Origin of the sequence: Cupriavidus sp. TMH.W2 (genome assembly GCF_050847365.1) — a bacterium.
Classification (GTDB): Bacteria; Pseudomonadota; Gammaproteobacteria; order Burkholderiales; family Burkholderiaceae; genus Cupriavidus.
The window spans coordinates 166,696-190,953 of record NZ_CP193793.1 but is presented as its reverse complement, the minus strand read 5'-3'; the positions used below and the strand labels follow the sequence as shown (position 1 = coordinate 190,953).

General features: G+C 67.0%; 21 protein-coding genes. 7 read left to right on the top strand and 14 right to left on the bottom strand.

What is annotated here, in order from left to right:
- Nucleotides 1–2 precede the first annotated feature (2 nt).
- From ACREYQ_RS18465 to ACREYQ_RS18420, 10 genes are all read right to left on the bottom strand, one after another.
- On the bottom strand, nt 3–1,052 hold the full coding sequence (locus tag ACREYQ_RS18465) for a type II secretion system F family protein (RefSeq protein ID WP_432261650.1): 1,050 nt from the start codon (nt 1,050–1,052) through the stop codon (nt 3–5).
- Nucleotides 1,053–1,078: 26 nt separating this feature from the next.
- The gene (locus ACREYQ_RS18460; protein ID WP_432261649.1) at nt 1,079–2,005 is read right to left on the bottom strand and encodes a type II secretion system F family protein; all 927 of its coding nucleotides are present in this window, start codon (nt 2,003–2,005) and stop codon (nt 1,079–1,081) included.
- Nucleotides 1,998–3,314, bottom strand: coding sequence for a CpaF family protein (locus tag ACREYQ_RS18455; protein WP_432261648.1), 1,317 nt, complete (start codon nt 3,312–3,314; stop codon nt 1,998–2,000). Before ACREYQ_RS18455 ends, ACREYQ_RS18460 begins: the two co-directional genes overlap by 8 nt.
- 1 nt (nt 3,315) lies before the next feature.
- Nucleotides 3,316–4,575, bottom strand: a complete 1,260-nt coding sequence (locus ACREYQ_RS18450) for an AAA family ATPase (RefSeq protein WP_432261647.1) — start codon at nt 4,573–4,575, stop codon at nt 3,316–3,318.
- 47 nt (nt 4,576–4,622) lie between these two features.
- Nucleotides 4,623–6,032 (bottom strand): type II and III secretion system protein family protein, encoded by a 1,410-nt coding sequence (locus ACREYQ_RS18445; RefSeq protein WP_432261646.1) that lies wholly within the window; start codon nt 6,030–6,032, stop codon nt 4,623–4,625.
- A 19-nt stretch (nt 6,033–6,051) separates the two neighbouring features.
- Nucleotides 6,052–7,005 (bottom strand): Flp pilus assembly protein CpaB, encoded by a 954-nt coding sequence (gene cpaB, locus ACREYQ_RS18440; protein WP_432261645.1) that lies wholly within the window; start codon nt 7,003–7,005, stop codon nt 6,052–6,054.
- A gap of 29 nt (nt 7,006–7,034) precedes the next feature.
- On the bottom strand, nt 7,035–7,511 hold the full coding sequence (locus tag ACREYQ_RS18435) for a TadE/TadG family type IV pilus assembly protein (protein WP_432261644.1): 477 nt from the start codon (nt 7,509–7,511) through the stop codon (nt 7,035–7,037).
- Between the two features lie 72 nt (nt 7,512–7,583).
- Entirely contained in the window at nt 7,584–8,060 is a 477-nt protein-coding gene (locus tag ACREYQ_RS18430; protein ID WP_432261643.1) for a prepilin peptidase, read from the bottom strand.
- Nucleotides 8,061–8,075: 15 nt separating this feature from the next.
- Nucleotides 8,076–8,273 carry a Flp family type IVb pilin gene (locus ACREYQ_RS18425; RefSeq protein ID WP_432261642.1) on the bottom strand — a complete coding sequence of 66 codons (198 nt, stop codon included), beginning with the start codon at nt 8,271–8,273 and terminating at the stop codon, nt 8,076–8,078.
- Between the two features lie 370 nt (nt 8,274–8,643).
- A complete protein-coding gene (locus ACREYQ_RS18420) occupies nt 8,644–9,837 on the bottom strand; it encodes a collagen-like triple helix repeat-containing protein (protein ID WP_432261641.1) in 1,194 nt (397 codons plus the stop codon).
- 748 nt (nt 9,838–10,585) lie between these two features.
- Between ACREYQ_RS18420 and ACREYQ_RS18415 the strand changes: the two genes are divergently transcribed.
- The 4 genes from ACREYQ_RS18415 (at nt 10,586) to ACREYQ_RS18400 (ending at nt 16,716) form a co-directional block, all read left to right on the top strand.
- On the top strand, nt 10,586–11,914 hold the full coding sequence (locus ACREYQ_RS18415; protein WP_432261640.1) for a collagen-like triple helix repeat-containing protein: 1,329 nt from the start codon (nt 10,586–10,588) through the stop codon (nt 11,912–11,914).
- Between the two features lie 183 nt (nt 11,915–12,097).
- Nucleotides 12,098–13,765, top strand: a complete 1,668-nt coding sequence (locus tag ACREYQ_RS18410; RefSeq protein WP_432261639.1) for a ShlB/FhaC/HecB family hemolysin secretion/activation protein — start codon at nt 12,098–12,100, stop codon at nt 13,763–13,765.
- Between the two features lie 372 nt (nt 13,766–14,137).
- Nucleotides 14,138–15,163, top strand: coding sequence for an IS110 family transposase (locus ACREYQ_RS18405; protein WP_432257737.1), 1,026 nt, complete (start codon nt 14,138–14,140; stop codon nt 15,161–15,163).
- Between the two features lie 404 nt (nt 15,164–15,567).
- Nucleotides 15,568–16,716: an integrase core domain-containing protein gene (locus tag ACREYQ_RS18400; RefSeq protein WP_432258891.1), complete on the top strand. Its 1,149-nt coding sequence runs from the start codon at nt 15,568–15,570 to the stop codon at nt 16,714–16,716.
- Between the two features lie 460 nt (nt 16,717–17,176).
- Here ACREYQ_RS18400 and ACREYQ_RS18395 read toward each other — a convergent pair.
- Nucleotides 17,177–18,747, bottom strand: a protein-coding gene (locus tag ACREYQ_RS18395; RefSeq protein ID WP_432261638.1) for an IS3 family transposase whose coding sequence is annotated in 2 segments (ribosomal slippage) — nt 17,177–18,318 and nt 18,318–18,747 — 1,572 coding nt in all. Because the reading frame shifts where the segments join, the coding sequence is not laid out codon by codon here.
- Between the two features lie 178 nt (nt 18,748–18,925).
- Here ACREYQ_RS18395 and ACREYQ_RS18390 point away from each other — a divergent pair.
- Nucleotides 18,926–20,056, top strand: coding sequence for an IS110 family transposase (locus ACREYQ_RS18390; RefSeq protein WP_432257736.1), 1,131 nt, complete (start codon nt 18,926–18,928; stop codon nt 20,054–20,056).
- Between the two features lie 570 nt (nt 20,057–20,626).
- On the opposite strand, the gene ACREYQ_RS18385 is transcribed toward ACREYQ_RS18390, so the two are convergent.
- On the bottom strand, nt 20,627–20,833 hold the full coding sequence (locus tag ACREYQ_RS18385) for a dodecin (RefSeq protein ID WP_018310031.1): 207 nt from the start codon (nt 20,831–20,833) through the stop codon (nt 20,627–20,629).
- A gap of 238 nt (nt 20,834–21,071) precedes the next feature.
- Here ACREYQ_RS18385 and ACREYQ_RS18380 point away from each other — a divergent pair, with 238 nt between their 5' ends.
- Together ACREYQ_RS18380 and ACREYQ_RS18375 are read left to right on the top strand one after the other, a co-directional pair.
- Nucleotides 21,072–21,797 (top strand): phospholipase D family protein, encoded by a 726-nt coding sequence (locus tag ACREYQ_RS18380; protein WP_432261637.1) that lies wholly within the window; start codon nt 21,072–21,074, stop codon nt 21,795–21,797.
- A gap of 136 nt (nt 21,798–21,933) precedes the next feature.
- Complete coding sequence (locus ACREYQ_RS18375; protein WP_432261636.1) at nt 21,934–22,644, top strand: dienelactone hydrolase family protein; 711 nt, start codon at nt 21,934–21,936, stop codon at nt 22,642–22,644.
- Nucleotides 22,645–22,772: 128 nt separating this feature from the next.
- On the opposite strand, the gene ACREYQ_RS18370 is transcribed toward ACREYQ_RS18375, so the two are convergent.
- Together ACREYQ_RS18370 and ACREYQ_RS18365 are read right to left on the bottom strand one after the other, a co-directional pair.
- Nucleotides 22,773–23,444 carry a glycine zipper 2TM domain-containing protein gene (locus ACREYQ_RS18370; RefSeq protein WP_432261635.1) on the bottom strand — a complete coding sequence of 224 codons (672 nt, stop codon included), beginning with the start codon at nt 23,442–23,444 and terminating at the stop codon, nt 22,773–22,775.
- Nucleotides 23,445–23,575: 131 nt separating this feature from the next.
- The gene (locus ACREYQ_RS18365) at nt 23,576–24,034 is read right to left on the bottom strand and encodes a MarR family winged helix-turn-helix transcriptional regulator (protein WP_432261634.1); all 459 of its coding nucleotides are present in this window, start codon (nt 24,032–24,034) and stop codon (nt 23,576–23,578) included.
- Nucleotides 24,035–24,258 lie beyond the last annotated feature (224 nt).

The following is a 24,258-nucleotide window of genomic DNA, read 5'->3' as shown; positions in this document are numbered from 1 at the left end:
AATCATCGCGTCCCTCCCATCGTCGCCATCATGCGGATCACCCCGAGAAAGCCGGGGCCGGCGGTCAGGATCAGCAGCACCGGCAGCAGGCTGACCACCATCACCGCGGTCATCTTGACCGTAAGCCGGCCGATCTCGTCCTTCATGCGCGATTTGCGCGCCTCCTGCATGCGCAGGCCGAACTGGCGCAGCGGCTCCTGCACCGCGCCGCCGTGCTTATCCACCTGCGTCAGCAGCGTGATCAGGCTCTTCAGGTCTTCGCTGTCGAACAGCCGGCCGATGCGCAGCAGCGTCTGCTCGCGCGAGCGGCCCGAGGCAAACTGCTGGTTGGCGCGCGCCAGTTCCGGCCCCAGCACGTGCAGCATGCCGCCGAACTCGGCCACGATCACTTGCAGGCTCTGGTCGATCGACAGGCCCACGCCCTGCAGCAGCCGCAACATGTCGATCAGCACCGACAGCTCGTCATCGACCATGCGCAGCCGGGCCGTGGCGCGGCGGCGCAGGTACCACTTGGGCGCCAGGTAGGCCACCGCGAACGTGCCGAAGCCCCATGCGATCACTGCAAAGGCGCCCGCGCCCGCATGCCACAGCATGGCCGCCAATGCCAATGCCAACGGCAGCCCCAGCCGCAGCACGCCGAACACCACGCGCGCCTGCGGGCCATACCAGCCGCATTGCTCCAGCAGTTGCTGGTCTTCCGGCGCCACCACCGCGCGGCCCAGCCGCGATTCCAGCCAATGGGCATCGAAGCGCTCGCCGACGCGCGCGCCGAGTTGTGCACCGATGGCGGTGGCCGCTCCGGCCCTGCCTTGCGCAACCCCTGCCGCGGCAGCCTTTGCCGTAGCCGGTGCACCCGATGCAGCCGGGGCAGCAGCCTGCGCGGCGCGGGCAGCCTGGGCAGCCTCCAGCACCCGCTGCCGCGCCAGCGCGGAATCGATGGTGCGCGCCGACAGCCGGCGCTGGCGCCAGTCGCGCAGCAGCGGCAGCGTCAGCACACCCACGCCGCATGCGGCGACGAACAGGCTTAGCGAGATCAGGGTCAGGCGGTCCATGATGGCGATGTCCGTGTCTGTGCCGCTCAGATCGACTTGGCCAGCCGGTACAGCATGAAGGCGCCGGCGACTTCCAGCGCCGCCGCCGACAGCAGCATCGATTTGCCGGTGGGGTCTTTCCACATCATCATGATGTAGCCCGCGTTCAGTGTGAACAGGCCGCCGGCCACCACCAGCGGCAGCAGCCCCAGAATCCACGCCGACAGCCGCGTCTCGGCCGACAGCGCCATCAACTCGCGCTGCGCCTGCTCGCGGTCGCGCATGAAGGCGGCAGTGCGCTCCATCACCACGTCGGCGCGGCCGCCGTAGCGCACTGACAGGCGCAGCACGGAAGCCACCAGCACCAGTTCCTCGACCTTGTAGGCGCGCCCGACCTGCAGCACTGCCTGATCCAGCTCCTTGCCAGCGCGCTGCAAGTGCACGGCCTGCACCAGGCACTGGCGCAACGGCGCCTCGGTATTGGCGATCGAATTCTGGAACGCCGCCGGCACGCTGCTGCCGATGGTCATCAACCGCACCACGCCGTCCAGGAAACCGGGCAGCTGCGACAGCAGCTTCTTGTGCAAGCGGCGCACGCGGTTCCAGGCCGCGAACGCCGCCACCGCCATCGCCACGATGAGCGCCGACACCGCGCCCAGCCATTGCCCCGCCACCGCACCGGCCAGCGTGCACAGCACCACCGGCGTGATCCAGGCGATCGCGGTGCGGCGCGTCGGCGCCAGGTCGGCACGGCGCAGGAAGTCGTCCCAGCGGCGGCGCAGGTCGCGCCCGGGCATCTGCAGCGACGGGTCCGGCGCCTGCGCATAGCGCAGCCGCACCTGCTCGGTCTGCGCCTGCAGGAACGCCTGCTGCTGTTCGCGGCGCGCGCGGGCCTGCGCGCCGGCGAGCAGCAGCAGGCCCAGGCCGCTGATGACCAGGGCCAGCGCGGCGAGCAGCAGCGTGGCGCTAGACATCGAAGCGGTCGTCCAGCATGAAGCCCGGCCCGCGCATGCGCGCCAGCTTGGGCGAGTGCGGCAGCAGGCCGAGCGAGAGCCAGCGGTCGGTCTCGGTGCCGTCCGGGTTCATGAAGGGCTCGTGCCGGTACAGCTCCTGCGTGGAGATGATGTTGTCGCCCAGGCCGGTCACCTCGGTAATCGAGACGATGCGGCGCTTGCCGTTCGACAGGCGCGCAATCTGCACGATGAAGTCGATCGCATTCGCGATCTGGCGCCGCAGGCTCAGCTCGCTGCCCTGGAAACCGGCAAAGCCGGCCAGCATCTCCAGCCGGTACAGGCATTCGCGCGGGCTGCTGGCATGGATGGTGCCCATCGAGCCGTCGTGGCCGGTGCTCATGGCCTGCAGCATCTCCAGCACCTCGCCGCCGCGCACTTCGCCCACGATGATGCGGTCCGGGCGCATGCGCAGGCTGTTGCGCAGCAGGTCGCGGATCGACACCACGCCCGTGCCCTCGAAGCCGCCCGGGCGGCTTTCCAGCCGCACCACGTGCGGGTGGTTCAACGCCAGTTCGGCGGTGTCCTCGATGGTAATGACGCGCTCGGTGGCCGGCACGAAGGTGGCCAGCGCATTGAGCAGCGAGGTCTTGCCCGAGCTGGTGCCGCCGCTCACCAGGATATTGCAGCGCGCCTGCACCGCAGCCTGCAGCAGGTCGCCGATCTCGGGGCTCATGGTGCCCAGCGCCTGCAGGTCGGCGGGGGTCATCGGATCCTTGCGGAACTTGCGGATCGACACCACCGGGCCTTCCAGCGCCAGCGGCGGGATCACCACGTTGATGCGGCCGCCATCGGGCAGGCGCGCATCGACCATCGGGTTGGACTCGTCCAGGCGCCGGCCGATCGGCGCCAGGATGCGGCGCACGATGCGCAGCAGGTGGCCGCTGTCGGCAAAGCGCACCGGGATGCGCTCGAGCACGCCGTGGCGCGACACGTAGACATCCAGGTGGCCGTTGACCAGGATATCTTCCACCGCGGGATCGTTGAGCAGGTCTTCGATCGGGCCGAAGCCGGCCAGCTCCTTGGTCAGCGCCTCGGCGATCTGGCGCAGCTCGGCCTCGTTGATGGGAATGCGCCGCAGCCGGGTAAAGCTCTCGAGCTCCAGGTCGACAAAGCGCTGGATCGCGGTGCGCGACCAGCGGCCGAACTCGGCGCCCAGCTCTTCGATGCGGGTCAGCAGGTGCTCATGCGCCGCTTCCTTGATGTTGTGGAATTCCTGCGAGACCGGGAACGGTGCGGGGGCGTTGTCGGAGAATTCGATCGCTTGCGTCATGTCAGCTTCCAGTGCGTGCCGTGCGCGTGCCGCGCGCTACCAACGCTGCGCGCAGCGCCCCGGGCAGTTTGTCCTTGATCCGCGCCAGCAGCGTGGTGTTCCTGGGCGCCGCCGCGCGATAGCCCAGGCGCACCAGCAGGTCGGACAGCGCGCGCACATAGGGGTTGTGCCGATCGTCGTCGGCCAGCACCGCACCGCGGTTCATGGCCAGCACCAGCGCCTCGCGGCTGTCCGGCAGCGTCGCCACCGACTGCACGTCCACGCGGCGCGCGATCTGCGCGGCGTCCACCCCCAGCCGCGCATCGAAGCGCGACACCAGCAAGTGCAGGTCGTCGCGCTCCACTTCGCGCGCGCGCAGCTCATGCACCAGTTCTGCCGCGGAGACGATCGCGCCCACGCTCTGGTCGGCCACCAGCACCACGCTGTCGGCGGCCTTGACGATCTGCGCGGTGAATTCGGCATTGCCAAAGCCACCCAGGTCGATGATCTGCATGTCGAAGAACGCGCGCAGGCGCTCCAGCAGGCCGATGGCTTCGGAGTACGAGATGTCGCGCAGCTCACTCAGCGCCGCGGGCAGCGGCAGCACGCACACACCGTTGCTGTGGCGCGTCAGCGCGGTCTGCACAAAGACCTGGTCGAAGCGGCGCAGGTTGCGCACCGCCTCGACAAAATGAAAGCCCGGGCTCAGGTTCAGGTACAGCGCGCCGTCGCGCGCGGGCAGGCCCAGGTCCATCAGCAGCACTTCGGCGCGGGCGTCGGTCTTCTCGTGGCGCGGCAGGCGGCGGCGCGCGGCCGCGGCCAGGTTGACCGCCAGGCTGGTCACGCCCACACCGGGGCGCGCGCCCAGCAATGCCACGATCTTGCCCTGGCGCACCGCCTCGGCCGGGCGCACCTGTTCGCCCGGCACGGCCAGGCGCTTGACCACGGCCTCGGCCTGCGCCGGCGCATCGCGCAGGTCGATAAAGTCCTTCACGCCCACGCGCAGCGCGGCCAGCATGATGCCGGGTTCGTCGGCGTGGCCCACCGCCACCAGCGGCAGGCCGGGAAAGAGCCGCAGCAGCTGCTCGCCCAGGCGCGCCGACTGCCCGGCCAGTTCCGCCGAGAAATGCAGGAACACCAGGCCCGGGCGCAACTCGGCCACGCGTTCAATAAAGGCTTCCTGGGCCCCGCCATCGGTCACCAGCGTGCCCAGCCCGCCGAGGACCTTGCCCAGCCAGTCCCTGACTTCGCCCTGCGTTGCGTGCAACAGAAAATAGTCCATCCCTGCGCCTCAAAGCTGTTGGCCATGCCAGCCGGCATGGCCGGCGGCTATTTCGAGAAACCCGGCAAAGTCGGGTCCGCGTATTCACCCAGCACATACCAGCCCCATACATTGGGACTGGCGTTGGTACGGCCCTCCGCGCCGACGGCCTGCGCCGCGGGCGAGTTCCTTGCCATCGGCTTCACCAGGCGCGGGGTGACGACGATCATCAGCTCGCGGTCCTCCTGGTGGAAGTTCAGGTTCTTGAAGAACGTGCCGATCACCGGCAGGTCGCCCAACACCGGCACCTTGTTGACGCTGCTGACGGTGTTGCGGCTGACCAGCCCGCCAATCACGAAGCTCTCGCCGTCGCCCAGCTCCACCGTGGTGTCGGCGCGCCGCGTGACGATGGCCGGCACCACCGCGCCATTGATCGAGATGCCACGCGACGGGTCGAGGTCGCTGGCCTCCGGCGCCACCTTCAGCGCGATGCGGTCGGCCGACAGCACCGTGGGCGACACCGTCAGCCCGATGCCGAACGGCTTGAACTGGATCGTGGTCGTGCCCAGCGCCTGCGGCACCGGAATCGGGATCTCGCCGCCGGCCAGGAAGCTGGCGCTCTGGCCCGACAGCGCCACCAGGCTGGGCTCGGCCAGCACGCGCGCCAGGCCGTTGGCCTCCAGCAGGCTGATGTTGGCGAAGATGCCGTGCGTCAGCGACGCCGCGACCAGGTTGAAGGCACTGCTCATCGGCTGCGAGATGTCGGCCGTGAAACTTCCCGGCGCGCCGCCGCTGCCGGGGGTGAAGGTGAACTTGTTCAGCGTCGACGGCGAGAAAGTGCCAAAGGCAAAGCCGGAGTTGTTGCGGAAAAAGTTGATGCCGACTTCCTTGAGCACGGTCTTGCTGATCTCCACCACCTTGACGTCGACCTGCACGGTGCCGGAGAGCGGCACGGTCGAACGGTCCACCACCAGGCCGGGCCTGCCATCGGCCTTGCTTGCAGTGGCCGCGCGCGCAGCGGCCTGCGCGCGCGCCGCGCCATAGGCATCCGGCGACTGGCCGGTGATGGTGGCGCCGGCCGCGGAATAGTCCAGTTTCGCGCCATCGGCATCGGGCGCGACGGCATCGACCTGCACGGTGTAGGTCAGCGGTTCGGCGCCGCGCGTCCACACCATCACGTCGGTCACGCCGGGTTGCCTGGCCACCAGCAGCACGCTCGGGGCGCCGCGCGTGCGCAGCACCAGCGCATCGGCCACCGCCGGGTTGCCCACGGCCACGCGCTCTACCGGCTGCGCGCTGCGGATTTCCTTTTGCGCGCCCGCCATCAGGCGCAGCTGGCGCGCCGGCGCGGCGTCCTGCGCCTGCGCGCGAGGCGCCAGCGCGCACCATGCGGTGGTGGCCAGCGTCGCGGCCAGCGTGAGCTGCATCAGCCGGCGGCGCAGGGCCACGGCATGGGCTTGTGCTTTCTGGATTTGCATTTGGTCGGCGCCCACGTTCTTATTCGATCTCGCGCTTGCCCGCGCGGATCACCTCCACGCCTGCGCTTTGTCTCGCCAGTGCCGGCGCGGGCGGCGCGGCAACCTGCAGCGGCCGCGGCGCGGGCGCGGCCGCCGGCGCGCGCGGGGCCTGGGCGCCAGTGGTGGCGGCCAGGCCGGACAGCGCCACGCCGGCCATGGCCTTGTCAGGCGCCGCGCGCGGGGCGTCGGCGGGAACGCCGGTGCGCGCCGCCAGCGCTGGCGGGGGTTCGGCGAACATGCCGTCGCTGGGCATGGCTTCGTCCTGCGGATTGCGCAGCGCCAGCAGCAGGCGCCCGGACTGCTGCGCCATGGCCAGGCGGCTGATCTGTTCCAGCGGCACCGCCAGCACGGCGGTCTTGGCGCCTTCCTGGCGCGCCATCATTGGTTCGGGCCTGGCGGCCTGCGGCCGGTTGACCGAGGCGACGCCATAGGCCAGCACGCGCAGGCGCGACAGCAGCATGCGCGCCTGGCTTTCGGGGATCTCCTGCTGGTCGCGGCGCAGCACCAGGAAGACATCGACATAGTCGCCCGGCTGCACCTGGTTGCCGACGCCGATGACCTCATCGATGGACACCGCCACCGCGCGCTGGCCCTCCGGCACCTGCGCGGCCAGGCCGGACAGCAGCTGGCTTTCGAGCACCGGCACGTTGGCGCCCAGCGCCACCAGCGGTACCTGCCCGGTCACGCGGGCCACTTCGCCGTAGGCGCCGGCGGGGTCGATCGGCAGCATCTCTACCTTGAGCGCGTCGGCTTCAAGCGGCTTGCCTGCTTGCGCTGCGCGCGTGGTCACCACCACCGCATGCAGGGCCTTCGCGGCATTTGATGCCGCTGTCGCCCTGGCGGGCTGACGCCCCACCTGCCACGCCAGCAGCGCGAGCAGCAGGGCCAGGCCGAGCAGCACCACGGCCAGTAGTCGGATCTGCTTGCTGGTCATGCGGAAATCCTTTGGGTGGGCATGGCGGCTCAGATATCAGGAGAAAGCTGGACCATCGCCGAACCGGACAGCATCGCGGGGACCGGGACGATCGGCACGGCGGGGAGGATGTTGGTGGTGGGGAGGTTCAGCGTGACCTGCACGCAGACATCGGTGGACCCGGATACGCAGGGCACTGCCTGCGCAACGTCGCCGGAGGACAGCTCATTCCTGATGGACGTGGGAAGGGCGCCGCGCGCCATCGCAGCCGCAGCACTGATGCGCGCGCCCTGGGTGGCCGCGGCGCCTGAGCCGGAGACGCCTGCGGGATAGCGCAGCGCGGCGCGCGCGCCTTCCTCGGCGGCCAGCGTCAGCACCTGCTGCAGCGCCAGCAGCATGCCGTAATAGACGATGCCGATCACGATGGTGATCAGCACCGGCGCCACGATCGCAAACTCGATCGCAGCGCTGCCGGCGCCGAAGCGGCGCCGGTTGATCCTCCTGTTGACCCTTGCGCGCAGCAACATCCGAAACCCCGGTCCTTTGGTGTTCTTTCGCGCCGACCGGCGGCGCAGCCTGCTTGCCGTTAGCCTGCCCGGCTATTGGCCAGCAGCCATCCAGGCCAGCACCCCCGCGGCCAGGTACGCGGCATACGGAATGCCGCGCGCCTGTGAAAACTGCGCCGTTGGCATGGGTCCGCTTTCCTGGAGATCAATAGCCTGACTTGTGGCCGGCGCGCGACGATCCAGTGCCAGCGCCAGCAGCGCATGCACCAGCCCGAGCAGGCTGCCGACGACCCATGCCACCACCAGTCCTTGCGGGCCGGTGAACAACCCCGCCACCGTCAGGAACTTGACATCGCCTGCCGCCATACGCCCGAGGGCATACACCGGCAATGTGACGGCAAGACCCAGCCCCGCGCCGGTCAGGCGCGTGGCCAGCGGCAGTTCCGCGGCCTGTCCGGCGAGCAGCGCCAGCCCAAGGGCCAGCACCGCGGCCGCCAGCAAGGCATTGGGAACACGCCGGCAAGCGAAGTCTGTGTAGAGGGTCGCCGCGCAGAGGAGCGCGGCAATCACGCTGGTCTTGTCGGCTTAAGGGGTAGAAGTCCCGGTGGCGGGAAGCCACGTTGCGACGCGGGCAGCAAGATGGTTAAAGCCGGTAGAAATGCTCCCCCCCAAGCCGCTGGCTGCCACGGCAACGCCAAGAGCGATAAGCCCCGCAATCAGCCCATATTCAATAGCCGTCGCCCCTCGCTCATCTTTAATGAAGCGTGCAATGAGTCGTTTCATGTATGACACTCCCGAAGTAGTCTAAGGCCGCGATCACGCTTTCCCCGTTCGATTATCGCGGTGCTCTGTGGCCCGCTCTTTTATCGACTATTCACGCTTGCTGCGCTTTTTTTATAAGACATGGTATGTCTCAACCATACCCCTCCTGTGGGTGATAGCAATGACCCAAAGGAGTCAAAACGCCCGTTTGAAACGGCCCCGCACGCCCGGATCACTGGTTGTTAAAGAGCAGACAGGCCAGCGCGAAACCGGCCTGCAGCCTGGCTTTGCGGTCATTTGAAGGGCAAAGCCAGGCTGAATAAAAAGATGCGCTGCGACGGGGTGATGAGCGACAGCGCATCGTGAAAACACCTATAAGGTATGAGACATTTCAGTGCAGCAGCCCCCCGAGGACCGATAGTTGCGGCTTGCTGTCGCCGCCGCTGGAGCTGCCACCCGTATTGCTGCCGACGCCGCTCTTGGTGCCGCCAACCAGGCCGGTAACCGGCGCCAGCAGTGCACTGACCGGGCCCAGCGCGCTGCCGCCCGCTGAACCGCCCTCACCGCTGCCAGCCTTGGTCAGCGGCAGGCTGCTCACCAGCCCCCCCAGCGGATTGCCGCCCTGGCTGCTGTCACCGACCTGGCCGCCGCCAGTGCCGGCCAGCGGCAGGTTGTTCAACAGGCCGCCCAGTGGGTTCCCGCCGGGCTGGCCGTTCCCCTGCAGCAGCACGCCGGCGGCCGCAACGGTCTTGCCGCCCTCGGTCACCACGCCGCCCAGCGGCGAAACCACGGGGGCCTGGATGTTGCTGAGCATGCTGCCGCCGGTGGCTACCGTATTGCCGACCTTGTAGAGCAGCCCGTTGGCCGGCTCGCCCAGGCGCGTGGTGGCGCCCAGTGTCTGCGTGCCGTCGGTGACCTTGCTGGTCAGCGGCACGATGACCTTGCTGAGCGAGTTGGTGACCTGTGCAACGGCGCCATCGCCCAACACGCTTTGCAGCTTGTCGCCGCCGCCCTGCACGGCGGCACCCACCTGCTGGACCAGGCCGCCCGCCGGCGTGGTCAGCGGTGCCAGCGGCGCCAGCTGTTCTGTGCCCAGGCCCTGCACCAGCGAGCCGCCGCTGACCACGGCATCGCCCACTTTGCGGACCACGTTGCCAGTGCTGGCCACGGTGACGCCGACCGGGTTGTCGACCGAGCCCATCTGTCCGAGCCCGTCACGCACGCCCTTGCCGAGCGCCCCGACCGCTTCGCCGGCATTGACCACTACCCCACCGGCCCCCTGGCGCGCCTGCGCCGGCAGCAGCGGCAGCGGTGCGTCCTGGATGGATTTGCCAAGCTCGCTGACCGCATTGCCGCTCGCCACCACGGTATTGCCTGCGCTTTCAGCAACCTTCGCGGTCGGCGTGGTTTCAGCCGCAGGCGGAGGAGGGGGCGTGACCGGCAGGTCGCCGCCGCCGCTGGGCTGCGGATTGGCGCCACTGCCGCCACCGCTCGATGAGCAGCCGGCCACCAGCAAGGCAAGGGCGGCCACCCCGGCCGCGGCCAGCGAGATCATGGAATGCTGCGCTGGATGCTTGGTTTTCATTGTCCTTCTCCATTCTGGTTGGCCAGGGCGCTGCCGGCCCGGCTTGTCTTTGTGTGCGTTCTTGTGTGTGCCGCATGGAATTGCAGACGGGCCTCCCCGTTGTCCCGCTTTTTGCTCCCCGGCCAACCGGCACGAACCGGCACGGCAGCACGGTGGAACGCGAGATCGTCGACGCGTCATGACAAGGAATGGCAAGGCGCGTGCCAGCACCGCAAGGTGCGCTGGCGCGCAGACGGGGTGGCGCGTTGCATGCCTTGCGTGGCGCGGGTTGCAGGGCAAAACATGAGCGCTGCGCAGAGGTCTCGGGCACCGTGACGGGAGGGGACAAACGTGTTACGTGCTACGTAACGTGTTCCCGGAGCACGGGAACATGAGGCGGCAGCCCGCCATGCCGCGATCGATTCCGGAACGTCGTGGCACGGCAGGCTATGCACATGGAGCAGGCAGTCTGCGCAACCCATCGCTCTCGCTGTTTTGTTCCCCGCGCACGACACACGTTACGTAACGCGTAACGCGCCGCCGCCTTCACCGCACACGCCCGGCGCGGCCTGGGGCGTTTCCCTTCACGGCCCTCGGGCCCGCATCCCGCAAGCTTTTGCGGGCCGCATACCCGACTTTGGCGGGGTCTGTGCGATACCGCTCCAACGGGCTGGCATACCGATTGCGCCGTAGCCTTCACCGCAGCACGCAGAAGACGAACGCGTTGCGCGGCCGAGCGATTTGAACGACGGGAATGAAGGAACAGATCATGCGCAAACAACAACTCGCCGCAACGGCACTCCTTGCAACCCTGCTGGCCCTGGGCGGCTGCGCCAGCGGCAGCGGATCGACCTCTTTGGGCACCAGCAACACCGCGGGCACCAATGGCGGAACCAGTGGCGGCACCAAGAATGCAGCTACCGGTGGCACGGGCGGCACGGGCGGCGGCACCGACGTGGCCGGCGGCGGGACCGGTGGCACGAATAGCACGAATGGCACGGGAGGAAGCGGAGGCACCGGGGGGAACAATGGCGGCGACAACGGTGGCAATAACGGCGGCGGCGAAACGCCCGCACTGACCCCGACCGCTCGGATCATCGACAACACCAGCAAGGTGCTGGACAACACCAGCAAGACGGTCAGCGAACTCGGCACCCAGTTCGGCGACGCCAAGCTGCCGCTGGTGCCGGCGCAGACGCAAAGCGGCCTGGCCGATGCGCTGGCCTCCGGCGCAGACGCCGTGGGGGCGCTGGCCAACGGCCTGCAGTCGGGCCTGGGCAGCATGCCCAACTCGGCCAACCCGGTCGGCACCACGGTCGCCAGCACCGGCAATGTGGTGACCGAACTCAGCAAGGCCGTGTCCGGCGCGGGCACGGCCGTCAGCGGCCTGGGCACCGGCCAGCTCGCACCGCTGGCACCGCTGACTTCGCCGCTGGGCACGGTGGTGAATACGCTCGGCAGCACGGTGAGCAACACCGGCGGGACGCTGACCACGGTTCTGTCGAGCGGCGCGGTCGAGCAGGTGACCATCACCACCAGCAAGCTGATCGTGCCGATCACCTCCCAGTTGACCGGCGCCACGCAGACACTTGGCTCGGCCACGGGCCTGGGCGCCCCGACCAACAGCCTGCTGGCGACCGTGGGCGGTGCGCTAGCCACGGCCGGCAACAAGCTGCAACAGACCAACACGCCGGTGATCTCGGGCATTGGCGGCGTGGTGAACGCCACCGGCACGACCGTGGCCTCGCTCGGCGGCGCGGCGAACGGCCCCGCCAGCGGCGGCGGCCCGGGCGCGCTGAGCCCGGTACTGGCACCGGTGACTGCGCTGGCCGGGGGGCTGGGCGGCGGTGCAGGCGCTGGCGGCACGGGTTCGCCGCTGGCGCCTGTCACCAGCCTGGCCGGCACCGTCACCGGCGGTCTCACCTCGGCCACGGCCAACACGCCGCTGGCGCCCGTCACCAGTGTCGTCGCCGCCGTGACCGGCGGTGCCACGGCCACTACCGGCAGCACGACCGGCAAGGGCGCGGCCACGGGTCCGGTCGGCGGCGTGGTTGGCGGCCTGCTCGGCGGGCTGACCGGCGCGCTCGGCCAGAAGTAATCCAGCCTTGACCGCTGCCCTGGCGATCGCCCGATCGCGGACAGCGGAGCACTCCAGATTCAACGTAGCGGCCACGCGCTGAGCCGGCAGCATCGGACAGCAGGCGCCCGGGGATAGCGGCAATCCCCGCGCCAGTGGCACGCGACGTCAATAGCCGCAGTGTTTCCTTACAGGGGTATTGCCATGCGTGCACGTCATCGCGTTGCCGCGCTGCTGGTCGGCGTCGGCGCGTTCCATCACGGCCTGGTCCTGGCCGATCCGCGCAGCCCGGTCCAGGGCGATCCGACCCAGACGCTCCCGAAGATTGCCCCGGCCCGGCCCGACAGCCGCGTGACCGTGCAGGTCGAGCGGCCGCAGTCGGCCATGCAGGACTTGCTCAACGCACGCCTGACGCCGCGGCGCTTTCGCATCGAGGGCGCGAAGACGCTGCCGTTCGAAGAGGTGGCCGCGCAGTTCACGCCGCTGGCCAACCGCGAGATCACGGTGGCGCAACTGCTGGAAGCAGCCAACACGGTGACGCAGATGTACAAGGACCGCGGCTATCCGCTGTCGTTTGCCTTCGTGCCGGCGCAGGATTTTGCCAACGGCGATGTGCTGATCACCGTGGTCGAAGGCTATGTGGCCAAGGTGACTGTCACCGGCAAGGCAGGCCCGGCAGAGGGCCGCCTGCGCGCCATCGCAGAGAAGCTGCAGCAGGACCGTCCGCTGCGCCAGGACCGTTTCGAGCATTACGTCAATGCGCTGGCGCTGCAGCCGGGGCTGCAGGTGGCGGCCACGGTGCAGCCGCCGACCACCACCGACGGCGCCTGCGAGATGGTGCTGGACGTCAAGCGCAAGCCGTTCACCTTCGGCACCGGCATCGAATACATGTCGCCGGGCCTGCGCGCCATCGCCACCGCCACCACCAACAGCCTGACGCCGCTGGGCGAGCAGATCTCGGTGTCGGCACTGTTCCCCAAGGGCCGCGACAGCGAGGAGTACTACGCCGCCAGCTACGCGCAGCCGCTCGGCACCGAGGGCATGATCGCGCGGCTCAATGCGTCGCACTACCGCGGCGTGCCGCAGAACGCCACGCTGGCGCCGATCGGGTTCAACCCCCGCTACGTCAACGACACCAAGCGCATCGGCGGCACGCTGAGCTATCCGCTGCTGTTGTCCAACGCGCATTCCCTGACAGTGACTGGCGGCTTCTACGGCGCCGACCAGTTCGAGCGCTATACCCATGCCGGCACCGGCACGCGCGTCACGCTCGGCACCAGTGTGCGCGTGGCCACCACGGAGCTGACCTACGTGCAGCGCGGCGAAGGCGTGAGCCGCAACGCCACGCTGGGCCTGTACAAGGGCTTCGATGCGCTGGGCGCCAGCCGCCAGAACAATTCCAACGACCTGGCCTTCTTCCGCACGCGGCTGCTGCTGTCGCAATCAAAAGACCTGCCCGCCGGCTTCGGTCTGACCGTGGCCGCGGCCGGCCAGTACAGCGGCAACCGGCTGGCTTCGGGTGAGCAGATCAGCTTTGGCGGACGCTTCTTCGGGCTGGGCTACCCCGCTGGCGAAGTGGCGGGCGACAAGGGATGGGGCGCCTCGGCCGAAATCAGCCGGCTGTTCCTGCCGGACATGACCTACCTGCGCACGATCCAGCCCTATGTGGCGGGCGATATGGCGCGCGTGTATTCCAATAGTGTGTCGCTGTCGCACCGCAACCTCTCGTCGGTGGCCATCGGGGCGCGCTTCTCGGATCGGCGCTATTACACGCTGGATTTGTCGGTGGCGCAGCCGGTGGGGGACAAGCCGACCAATGCGAGTCATCGGTCGCCGCGGATCAATATGGTTTATTCGTACCAGTTTGATTGAACTGGTTGTGATTGGGCTGACAAGGTTTCCCTGTACCCCGGCCGGCGGCAGGTCTGCGTCGGCCGTTTTTTTTTGTTGTTTGAGTTGTCCTGCGGGCTTGCGGCTTGCGGCTTGCGGCTTGCGGCTTGCGGCTTGCGGCTAATGTCTGTCGATGGATCGACGGCCCCGGTTTCGCCCCTGAAGGGGCGACCTACTTTTGTCCGAGCGACAAAAGATGGAATGAACGCGCCCCGGCCCTCCGATCAAAGGCGCCGGTAGTTCAGTTGTGCATCCGGGGAAACGTGACAGGATAGGCGGGTCCCCCATCACGAAACGGCATCGATGTGCCAGAGTGGGAGTGTCACCAACCACGCGAGGATGGAGGGACCCGAGATGAATACTACGACTTACGGCCTGGATATTGCAAAGACTGTCTTCCAGCTCTATTGGGTCGAGCCTTCCGGCAAGTGTTCCAACCGCCGCTTCAGCCGGCCCAAGCTGCTGGAGTTTCTCGCGAATCGCGAGCCCGGACGTATCGCGCTCGAAGCATGTGGCAGCGCGCACTGGTGGGCCCGCCAACTGCAAGCCTTGGGTCATGAGCCAGTGCTGCTGCACGCCAGGTACGTGCGACCGTTCGTGCAGACGAACAAAACCGATGCGGCCGATGCCAAGGCTATCTGGACCGCGGCGCAGCAGCCCGGGATGCCGTTCGTGGCCCCGAAGACCGAGCCGCAACAGTGCGTGCTCAGCCTGCACGCCATGCGCCAGCTGCGCGTGAAGATGCGCACCATGCTGGTCAACCAATTGCGCGGCACGTTGTTTGAGTTCGGAATCCGGATCCGTCCCGGGCTACGGATTGGCCTGCAGGAAATCGTGCAACGAATGGACGAAATCGAACAGGACGTGCCGCCCTTGCTGTTCGAGTTCGTGCGCGAACAATTGCAAAGCATCGAACGGCTCGATCAAGAGATAGCTCGCCTGGATCAACGCATTGATACCTGGGGTCGGCAAAGTCAGGCCTGCAAAACGATTTTGGCCATTCCCGGCATCGGCATGCTTACCGCCACGGCCATGGTTGCCACCATTGGCGACGCGCACACCTTCAAGTCCGGGCGCCAACTGGCGGCTTATCTTGGCCTAGTGCCCAAACAGACCGGCACCGGCGGCAAGGTCTGGCTGAGCGGCATCAGCAAACGCGGCGACCCCTATCTGCGCACCTTGCTGATTCACGGCGCTCGGGTCGTGCTGAGTCATCTGCGCAGAAAGAACCAGCCCGGCTGGAGCCTGATGCTCGCCCAGCGACGGCCGAAAAACGTCGCGGCTGTTGCCCTGGCTAACAAGACGGTGCGTACCATCTGGGCCCTGTTGGTCCACGACCGCACCTATGACCGAGACTACGTCTCGGTCAGGCCTGCCTAGCGGGCAGGCCTGAGCTAGCAAGCAAGGAACCCGTCCACAGGTTGCGAGGGTAATGTCCACGTGATGGCAAAACAGGTTGGACCGCGGGAGTGCAAGCCCAATTGGTTACTGGTGCTCAAAGCACGGCCAAAAGATAGGGACACTCCCGGCGAAATCCATCAGGGCCTGCAGGCCAGGCCTGCACCGCAAGGCCGGATATAAGTCTGCAGCCAATCCTGTCCAAGCCTGATGTTGGCTTTACCTTGCAAACCGGGGCGCGTTCATATAAGTAACCAAAAACGCGTCGCCGGTACGACTCACCCACATAGGTAACAGAACAGTTCAAGCACATAGGTAACAGTTTTCTACCCTGCATGGGCGACAGCCAAAGGGAGGCGCCCATGCCCTGGAGTGAGCTCAAACCTATGGACCAACGACTTCTGTTCATTGCCGAGCACCTGCGCCGCGCGGACAGCGTCAGCGCGCTGTGCGAGCGCTATGGCATCAGCCGCAAGACTGGCTACAAGTGGATCGATCGTTACGCCAATGAAGGCGCCAGTGGGCTCGCGGACCACAGCCGCAGCCGCCATGCGCAGGAGCGGATCGCCTATCCGATCCGCCAGGCGATCCTGGAACTGCGCGGGCAAGGCGGGATGGAGCTGGGGCCGAAGAAGATCCAGCAGCGCCTGGCCGAACGGTTTGGCGAGGCAGAGATACCCTCGCGCACGACCATCTACAACATCCTGAAGGCAGCGGGCCGGATCGATCCGCAACGCAAGCGCCGACGGGTGATGCGGTATGGCACGCCGCTGCGCTCGCCGCGCGAGCCGAACGCGCTGTGGAGTGCGGACTTCAAGGGACAGTTCCTGACGGCGGACCAGTGCTGGTGCTATCCGCTCACGGTGATGGACCACGCCAGCCGTTACCTGCTGAGTTGCAAGGGCCTGGCCGGCCCGCGGCTGGCGCCGACGAAGTCGGTGTTCAAGCGGCTGTTCCGGCGTTATGGGTTGCCGGACCGGCTGCGCACCGACAACGGCGTGCCGTTCGCGTCCACGGGGTGTGGAGGACTGTCGCAGCTGTCGATCTGGTGGCTGAAGCTGGGGATTGTGCCGGAGCGGATTGCGCCCGGGCATCCGGAGCAGAACGGCAGGCACGAGCGCATGCACCGCACGCTCAAGCGCGCGACGGCGTTGCCGCCAGCGGCGACGCTGGCGGCGCAGCAACGGCGCATGGATGCGTTCCGGCGCTTCTATAACGAACAGCGCCCACACGAAGCGCTGGGCCAGCAGACGCCGCACAGCTGCTACACCTCATCGAATCGGGAGTATCCGAGCCGGCTGCCGGAGATGAGCTATCCAAGCTACATGGAGACGTACCGAGTGAGCACCGCCGGTTTGCTCTACCGCCACAACGTGGTGATGTATGTCGGACACTTGCTGCGAGGAGAACTGGTGGGACTGGAGGCGATCGACGATGGCGTCTGGCATGTTCACTTCGGCCCAATCGTGATTGGAGGAATAGATGAACGCCACAACCGCAAGCGCTATCTAAGTCTCAAAGTGTTACCCATGTGAGTGAACTCGTTTGTTACCCATGTGGTTGTCCCGTACACGCCTCAGGCGGCTGGCCATCCATTCCTCGGTGTGGGTGATTCCGGCGGCGGTGATTTCCAGTCGATGGGATCGGTAGTTCGACCCTGCTACGCACCCTGTCTGTGCCTGCTTCGACGGACTATTGGACGAACCCGACTTTAGGCTATTGGCAGCCTCCTAACCAGGTCGTCGGTCGGACGCCTTCGGCTGCGCTTCGCGCACGTCCTAACGTGGCAGAACCGGCGGCTACGTCCTGATTTTTTTCCTTTGGCCCGGCATCATTCACGACAACGCCGTGCGAGCGCAGCGACGCACTCCGTGCCTGAGCCCATGACCTACGATACTGAGTGCGCGCAGCGCAGCCGTAGGCGTCCTACCGATAACCTGGTTAGTCAGTATGACTCCCCTGGGGCGGCGCGCGTCAAGGTAGATGTCGCCTCATTCATGCAGCCAAACGCTGGTTTTCGGCGCCTAGCTTGATACCGGTGGGCACGGCAATCTCGCGCTCCGGATTGAGCGTGACCGTGTCGATTGGCGACCAATCTCGAGTGTTGCATGACCAGCGACGCGGGTTGCGCTCACGGGCCTGAACGTACAGCGCGTGGCGCGCGGCGAGAATCTTGTCGTCTTGACCGGCGTGGCGCTGTGCCGGGCTCACGTAGCGGATGCCGCTGTGCCGGTGCTCATGGTTGTACCAGTGGACGAAGTGGGCCGCCCACGTACGCGCCGTGGCCAGATCGGCAAAGCCTGTAGACGGGAACTCCGGCCGGTACTTGGCCGTGCGGAAGAGGCTTTCGACGAAGGCATTGTCGTCGCTCACGCGCGGGCGCGAGTACGAAGGCTTGACCCCCAGCCAGTGCAGCATCGCCAGCACCGTGGTGGCCTTGAGCGTGGCGCCGTTATCGCCATGCAGCACCGGCTTGGCCGCCATGGCATGGATGCCTTCGGCCAGCGCCGTGCGCTTGACCAGATGCGCCGCGTGGTCGGCGTCGTCACGGTCGTGAACCTCGAAACCCACGATCTTGCGGCTGTACACGTCCAGGATGAGGTACAGATAGAACCAGCGCCCGGCGACCTCAGCCGGCAAATAGGTCATGTCCCAACACCACAGTTGGCGTGGCCCGGTGGCCACGTGCGTGGTGGGCGGACGGCTTTGGCGCGGCGCCTTGGCGCGTCCTCGGTGCCGGGCCTGCCCATGGGCGCGCAGCACCCGGCCGAAGCTCGACTCGCTGGCCAGGTAGACACCCTCATCGGCCAGCATGGGCACAATGCGCGCCGGCGGCATGTCGGCGAAGCGCGGCTCGTTGGCAACGGCCAGAATGCGTTCGCGCTCCTCGATGCTCAGCGCATGCGCGGGCGTGGGCCGCTCGGCCCCGGGGCGGCGGTCGCCGACCACCAAGCCATCGTGGGCCTTCCAGCGTTGCAGCGTCCGCACGGTTATGCCAGCTACCTCGCAGGCCAGGCGCAGGCGAGCACCGCCTGCGTGAGCGGTTTCGATATGGCGGACCATCGTGTGGCGATCTTCCAGGCCGATCATGCGTCCTCGTCCTTGTCCTTCGGGAAGATGCCCTCGAGCTTTTTTGAGAGTATCAACAGGGCGGCGGCTTCGGCCAGGGCCTTCTCCTTGCGGCGCAGCTCGCGCTCGAGTTCCTTGATGCGGCGCCGATCGGCCTTGGTCTCACGATGGGTGGCGCGCGCATCCTCGGGCTCAGCCAGCGCCTGCGTGGCGGCGGTGCGCCACTGCTCCAACTCCTGCGGATACACACCTTTCTCACGGCACCAGGCGTTCTTACTGGCCTCGTCCATCGCAGCCGTCGCCAGCACCGCCTCAAACCTGGCCGCCGCTGTCCATGCTCGCTCGCGAGCGGGCATGGACATAGCGTCCGCACGCCAGCGCTCAAGCGTGGCCACTGCCACACCCAATTCCCTTGAAACCACTTCCACCGCCGCACTCTCCGGCGGTAACAACCGTGCTACCGCCCGGTCCTTGAATTCTTGTCCGTAACGAGCCACTTCTTTCTCTTATCGCCCCCAGGGTTCAAATTCTATAGGGGCGACATCTATTCTGCCGCGGGGGGGGGGGGCAAGAGGGCTGGCCCGCCGCGAGGAATCAAACGCGGGTTAGCATGACTGCCAGAGCCGCACGGTGTGGACAGTGCCACACCCGGCGATTTCCAGCGCGGAGGCCAGCATGGAACACGATAGCACTTTGTATGTCGGTCTGGACGTCCATAAGGACTCGATCACGGTCGCCTATGCACTCGGCATGGGCGAAGTGGAACTGCTTGGTAAGATCGGTACGTCGCAGGCCGATATCGATCGCCTGTGCAAGCGCCTGCAGTCCAAAGCGCGCCACATCCGGATCGTCTACGAGGCCGGCCCCTGCGGATATGGCCTTTACCGGCAGCTTGCAGGAAAAGGGGTCGAGTGCATGGTATGCGCACCGTCACTGATCCCGAAGAAGCCCGGTGAGCGTGTCAAGACCGACCGACGCGATGCGGTCAAGCTTGTGCGATCGCTACGGGCCGGCGACCTGTCGGCGGTGTACGTGCCCAGCGTGGAGGATGAAGCCTTCCGGGATCTGTCGCGCGCGTGGGTCAGCGCCAAGAACGATCTGAAGCGTGCACGGCAGCGACTGAAGGCCTTTCTGCTCTCGCACGGGGTTCGCTACACCGGCAAAGCCGACTGGGGCCCGGCACACCAGCGTTGGTTGAGCCAATATGCGTTCGACAGCGTGTGGCAGCAACTTGCCTTTGAGGAATATCGACGGACCATCGAGGACCGGATTGCGCAATGCAGCCGTCTCGAAGCGGCCCTGCGCGAGGCAATGGTCAACTGGCGCTTCTATCCGGCTGTACTGGGCTTGCAGACCATGCGCGGCATCGACTTCACCACGGCGGTGGGCATGCTCGCCGAGTTGGGCGATCTCTCGCGCTTCGCGCATCCGCGCCAACTGATGGCCTGGCTTGGTGTAACGCCCGCCGAACACTCGTCGGGCGAGAAACGGCGCCAGGGCAGCATCACCAAGAACGGCAATAGCTATGCAAGAAAGCTACTGGTCGAGGCGGCCTGGAGTTACCGACACCCGGCACGCGTGAGCCCTCAGATCCAGCGCCGGCACGAAGGTATTCCAAAGGCCATCGTTGACCGATCCTGGGACGCCCAGGTTCGACTTTGCCGGCGCTATCGGAGGCTGGCCGCTCGCGGCAAGAACCCGAACATTGCGGTGGTTGCGGTGGCCCGCGAACTGAGCGGCTTCATCTGGGACATCAGCCGCCTTGCGATGTCCCTCTCAGTACCAAACGAGGCGCGGACAATGTAACCAGGCACCGGGGGGTACAAATCAACCTATCCGACAAACTACTGGGAGGCCAGTTTCCTGAAGGCGGCGTAGCCCGGCACACGAGCAACCCGCGTCCCTGCTAGGCAACGGATTCCATCCGACTTGCGGCCTTAGTTAGCGGCAGGCTCATTGAGCGGACCTCTGTAATGCGGTAACCAACCCGCGGATATCAGCGTGATCCACCGTCGAGACTTACTGCTACGCCGCCCTCAGGAAATTGGGAACAGCATGGAACTATGAAACCCTGAGCCAAACAATCTCGATTGACACGGGAAGTCATATCAGCAGGCTGCCAACAGCCTAAAGTCGGGTTCGTCCAATAGTCCGTCGACGCAAGGCACATCCCGGGAGCGTAGCAGGCCTGAACCACCTACCCCATCGAACGGAAATCACCACCGCCCAAACCACCAACACCGTGGAATTGGTGGCCAGCCGCCTGAGGCGACGCGCTTTTTGGTTACTTTTTGGCGCTCGGCCAAAAAGTGACCCGCCCAGCAGGGCGGAACCAGGCGGTTAAACCTACGACAACATATCAATAACACAAAACCATCAACTAACCCGAAACCCCACCTTCAACGTAACCTGATAATGCGCAATCTTCCCATTAGTAATATGCCCCCGCGTCTCCACCACCTCGAACCAGTCAATGTTCTTGATGGTTTCACCAGCCTTGGCAATAGCACTCTGAATAGCCTGATCGCAGCCATCGGGTGAAGACCCGACAATCTCGACCAGCTTGTAGGTATGGTTGCTCATATCCCTCTCCTTGGCGGGCCGCCCCGCGGAGGTTAGATCCATCATAGGCGCCGGGCCCGGCTAGCCCAAGGATCGCGCGGCAACATGCCGATGCTGCACCGCGTGCCGCCACGTGCAGATCCTGTTACACAATCCCCCTTTGCCAGTGGCGTATGCGGCTGCTACGCTGCGGACCCGCCCCGACAGCATGCGGCGCGCGGCGCGCGCATGCTGTCATTCACCGACGCAAAGATCCGCCGTGACATACCGATTCATTCGCCGGGCCGTGCTGGGCCTGGGCCTGGCCGCCGCCGTGTCGGCCCTCACCTCGTTCAGTCCCTTCGTGCTGCCGGCGCACGCCCGTTCGGCTTCCACCTTCGACCAGGTGTCCGAAACCATCGCCAACAGCATCAGCGAGACCTTCAACGAGGCTGTCGCCAATCACTTCCCCACGCGCACCGGCAAACCGACACAACCGACCCAACCGGCGCAGCCGCCGGATGCGAAGCCGGTGCCGAGCAAGCCCTTTGCCGACGGCAGCGGCTACACGCTGTGCTTCGTGCCCGATGGCGCGAGTTGCCAGGCGCTCCTGGTCAATGCCATCCGCAGCACGCGCCATCGCCTGCTGATTCAGGCCTATTCGTTCACCAGCGCGCCGATTGCCGAGGCGGTGGCGCAGGCGCACCGGCGCGGCGTGGACGTGCGCGTGATCCTGGACAAGAGCCAGCAGTCCGAGCGCTATACCAGCGCCACCTTCCTCAAGCACGCCGGCGTGCCGGTGGTGATCGACAACAAGCCCGCGATCGCGCACAACAAGGTGATGGTGTTCGACGACCAGGCGGTCTTCACCGGGTCGTTCAACTTCACCAGGTCGGCGCAGGAGCGCAATGCCGAGAACGGGATGCTGATCCGCGGCGACGCTGCGGTGGTGAAGGCCTACACCGACAACTGGAACAAGCGCTACCAGCAGTCGCGGGCGTACTGACGGCTGCAGCGCAGGCCCGCCCTGCATAAAGCAGCGCGCGATGGCAAACTTGCGGGCTGATGCGGCGGCAGGCGGCGGCATGCCGCCGCGACACCCGCCTGTTTCGTGTGCAAAGCCTTTCCGGAGAGCCCTTCCCATGACAGCCATTCCCGACAGCCAGTGGATCCGCGTCGATACCGCCGCGGGCAGCTTCGATGCCTACCTGAGCCTGCCGCCGGCAGGCGTGAAGTCCGGCGCGCCGGGCATCGTGCTGCTGCAGGAGATCTTCGGCGTGAACGAGCATATCCGCGCCGTGGCCGACCAGTACGCCGCTGACGGCTATGCCGTGCTGGCGCCGGACGTGTTCTGGCGCCAGGCGCCGCGCGTGCAGCTGGGCTACGAAGGCGATGACATGGCGCGCGCCATGGCGCTGCGCAAGGCGGTGGACGTGCCGGCCGCGCTGGACGATATCGCTGCCACGGTGCAGGTGCTGCGCCAGCACACCGGCGCCGGCAAGGTGGCCGCGGTGGGCTACTGCTTCGGCGGCCTGCTGTCGTACCTGAGCGCGGCGCGCGGGCTGGTGGATGCCGCGGTGCCGTACTACGGCGGCGGCATCCAGAACCAGCTGCAGGAAGCGGCGAACATCCGCGTGCCGGTGCAGTTCCACTACGGCGCGCTCGACGCGCATATCCCGCCCGATGCCGTGCAAGGCGTGCGCGACGCGATGGCCGGCAAACCCGGCAGCGAGATCTTCGTCTACGAGGGCGCGGACCACGGCTTCAATTGCTGGGCGCGCGGCGCCTACCATCAGCCCAGCGCCGCGCTGGCGCATGGGCGCGCGCTGGTGTTCCTGTCGGAAGCGCTGTAGTCCCGCCCATTCGCGGCGCCCAGGCGCATCGTGTTCGTCGCGGACCTGCCGGGCAACACGGCGGGCAAGCCGCTCAAGCGCCAGCTGCGCGAGGATTGCGCGCCGCTGTCCGGCACGGACTGGCTCACTCAGTACGGCACGGCAACGCCGTTCTCGACCTTGACGCGGTCACCGATGCGCATCTGGTAGGCGTTGGGCTGCGTCAGCGTCAGGTAGGCGTTGTCGCTGGTGCGCACGCGCACGCGGTAGGCCGTGGCGCTGCTGCCCGTGCGCTTTTCGACCTCATTGCCAGCCACCGCGCCGGCCACGGCGCCGCCGATGGTGGCCACGGTATTGCCGCGCCCGCCGCCGACCTGGTGGCCCAGCAGCCCGCCCACGATGCCGCCGACCACGGCGCCCGCGCCACTGGTCGAGGGCGGCTGGCCGGGCACCACCTCGATCGCCTCGACCCATCCGTAGCGCACGCCGTAGGCCTGGTTGCCGTAGTTGTTGCCATAGCTGCCGTCCTGGTATGACTGCTGCGGATACGGCTGCTGGGGATAGGAAGACTGCGGGTATTCCGGCTGGGGATAGCCTTGTTGCGGGTAACCCTGTTGCGGATACCCTTGCTGCGGATAGCCCGATGCCTGCGGGTAGCCGCCGGCGGTCGTGGCGCCGTAGCCGCTGCTGTTATAGCCGCCACCATAGCTGCCGCCGTACCCTCCGCCATAGCCGTTGTCGTAGCCATACGGCGTGGCACACCCGGCCAGCGCACCGGCGCCAAGCACCGCAAGCACAACCGAACGAAGGGGGATAGACATGTCAGGACTCCTGCGCGCTGCGCGAGTTGGGGAATGCGCGCGAGTCTAGGGCTGCCGGCGCTCAGCGGGTGTCACCGGAGCTTGTGATTGGTAACCGCCTGTAACCGGCTGCGCCACCGGCCTGCCGGGGTTCAGTCGCGCTCGGCGCCGTCGTCATTGAACTGCGTGATGCGGGCCACACGAAACGCGCCGCGCAGCGATTCCAGCTCGGTCCGGTGCAGCATGGCCAGGCGGTTCAGGTAGCGCTCGCCCTTGGCCAGCAGGTGCACCTGCACCACGCGGCGATCCTCGGGGTTGAGCCGGCGCTTGACCAGCCCCGCCGCCTCGCAGCGGTTGACCAGCGCCACCACGCCGTGCTGCTTGGCCTGCAGCCGTTCGGCCAGTTCGCCGATCGAGGCCCAGTCCTTGTCGGCACAGCCGCGGATATGCAGCAGCAACAGGTATTGCTGCACAGTCAGCCCTTCCTCGCGCGCCGCGTCTTCGGAAAACCGCAGGAAGCGGCGCAGCTGGTAGCGGAAATCTGACAGTGCCTCGAAGTCGGCCTTGCTGAGCGGTGCGGAACTCCGTGACGAGGCGGACTTGCTGGGCATAGGCGGGCAAAAAGGCGCGAAAAGGAAAGAGGCTCGGGGACAACGCGCAAGCTCCGGCTGGCGGCCGGGCCCGCAACCGGAGCGCTCGCAATTATAGGGGCCGCGCAGCACGCCGCCAGCACAATCCCGGCCAGGCCGCCCCGGCGCAATCCGGTTTGCGCCGTGCGCGCGCCCGGCTATGGCAGAATCTGTGCGGTTGCAGGCACCTTCACCCGTCACCGGAA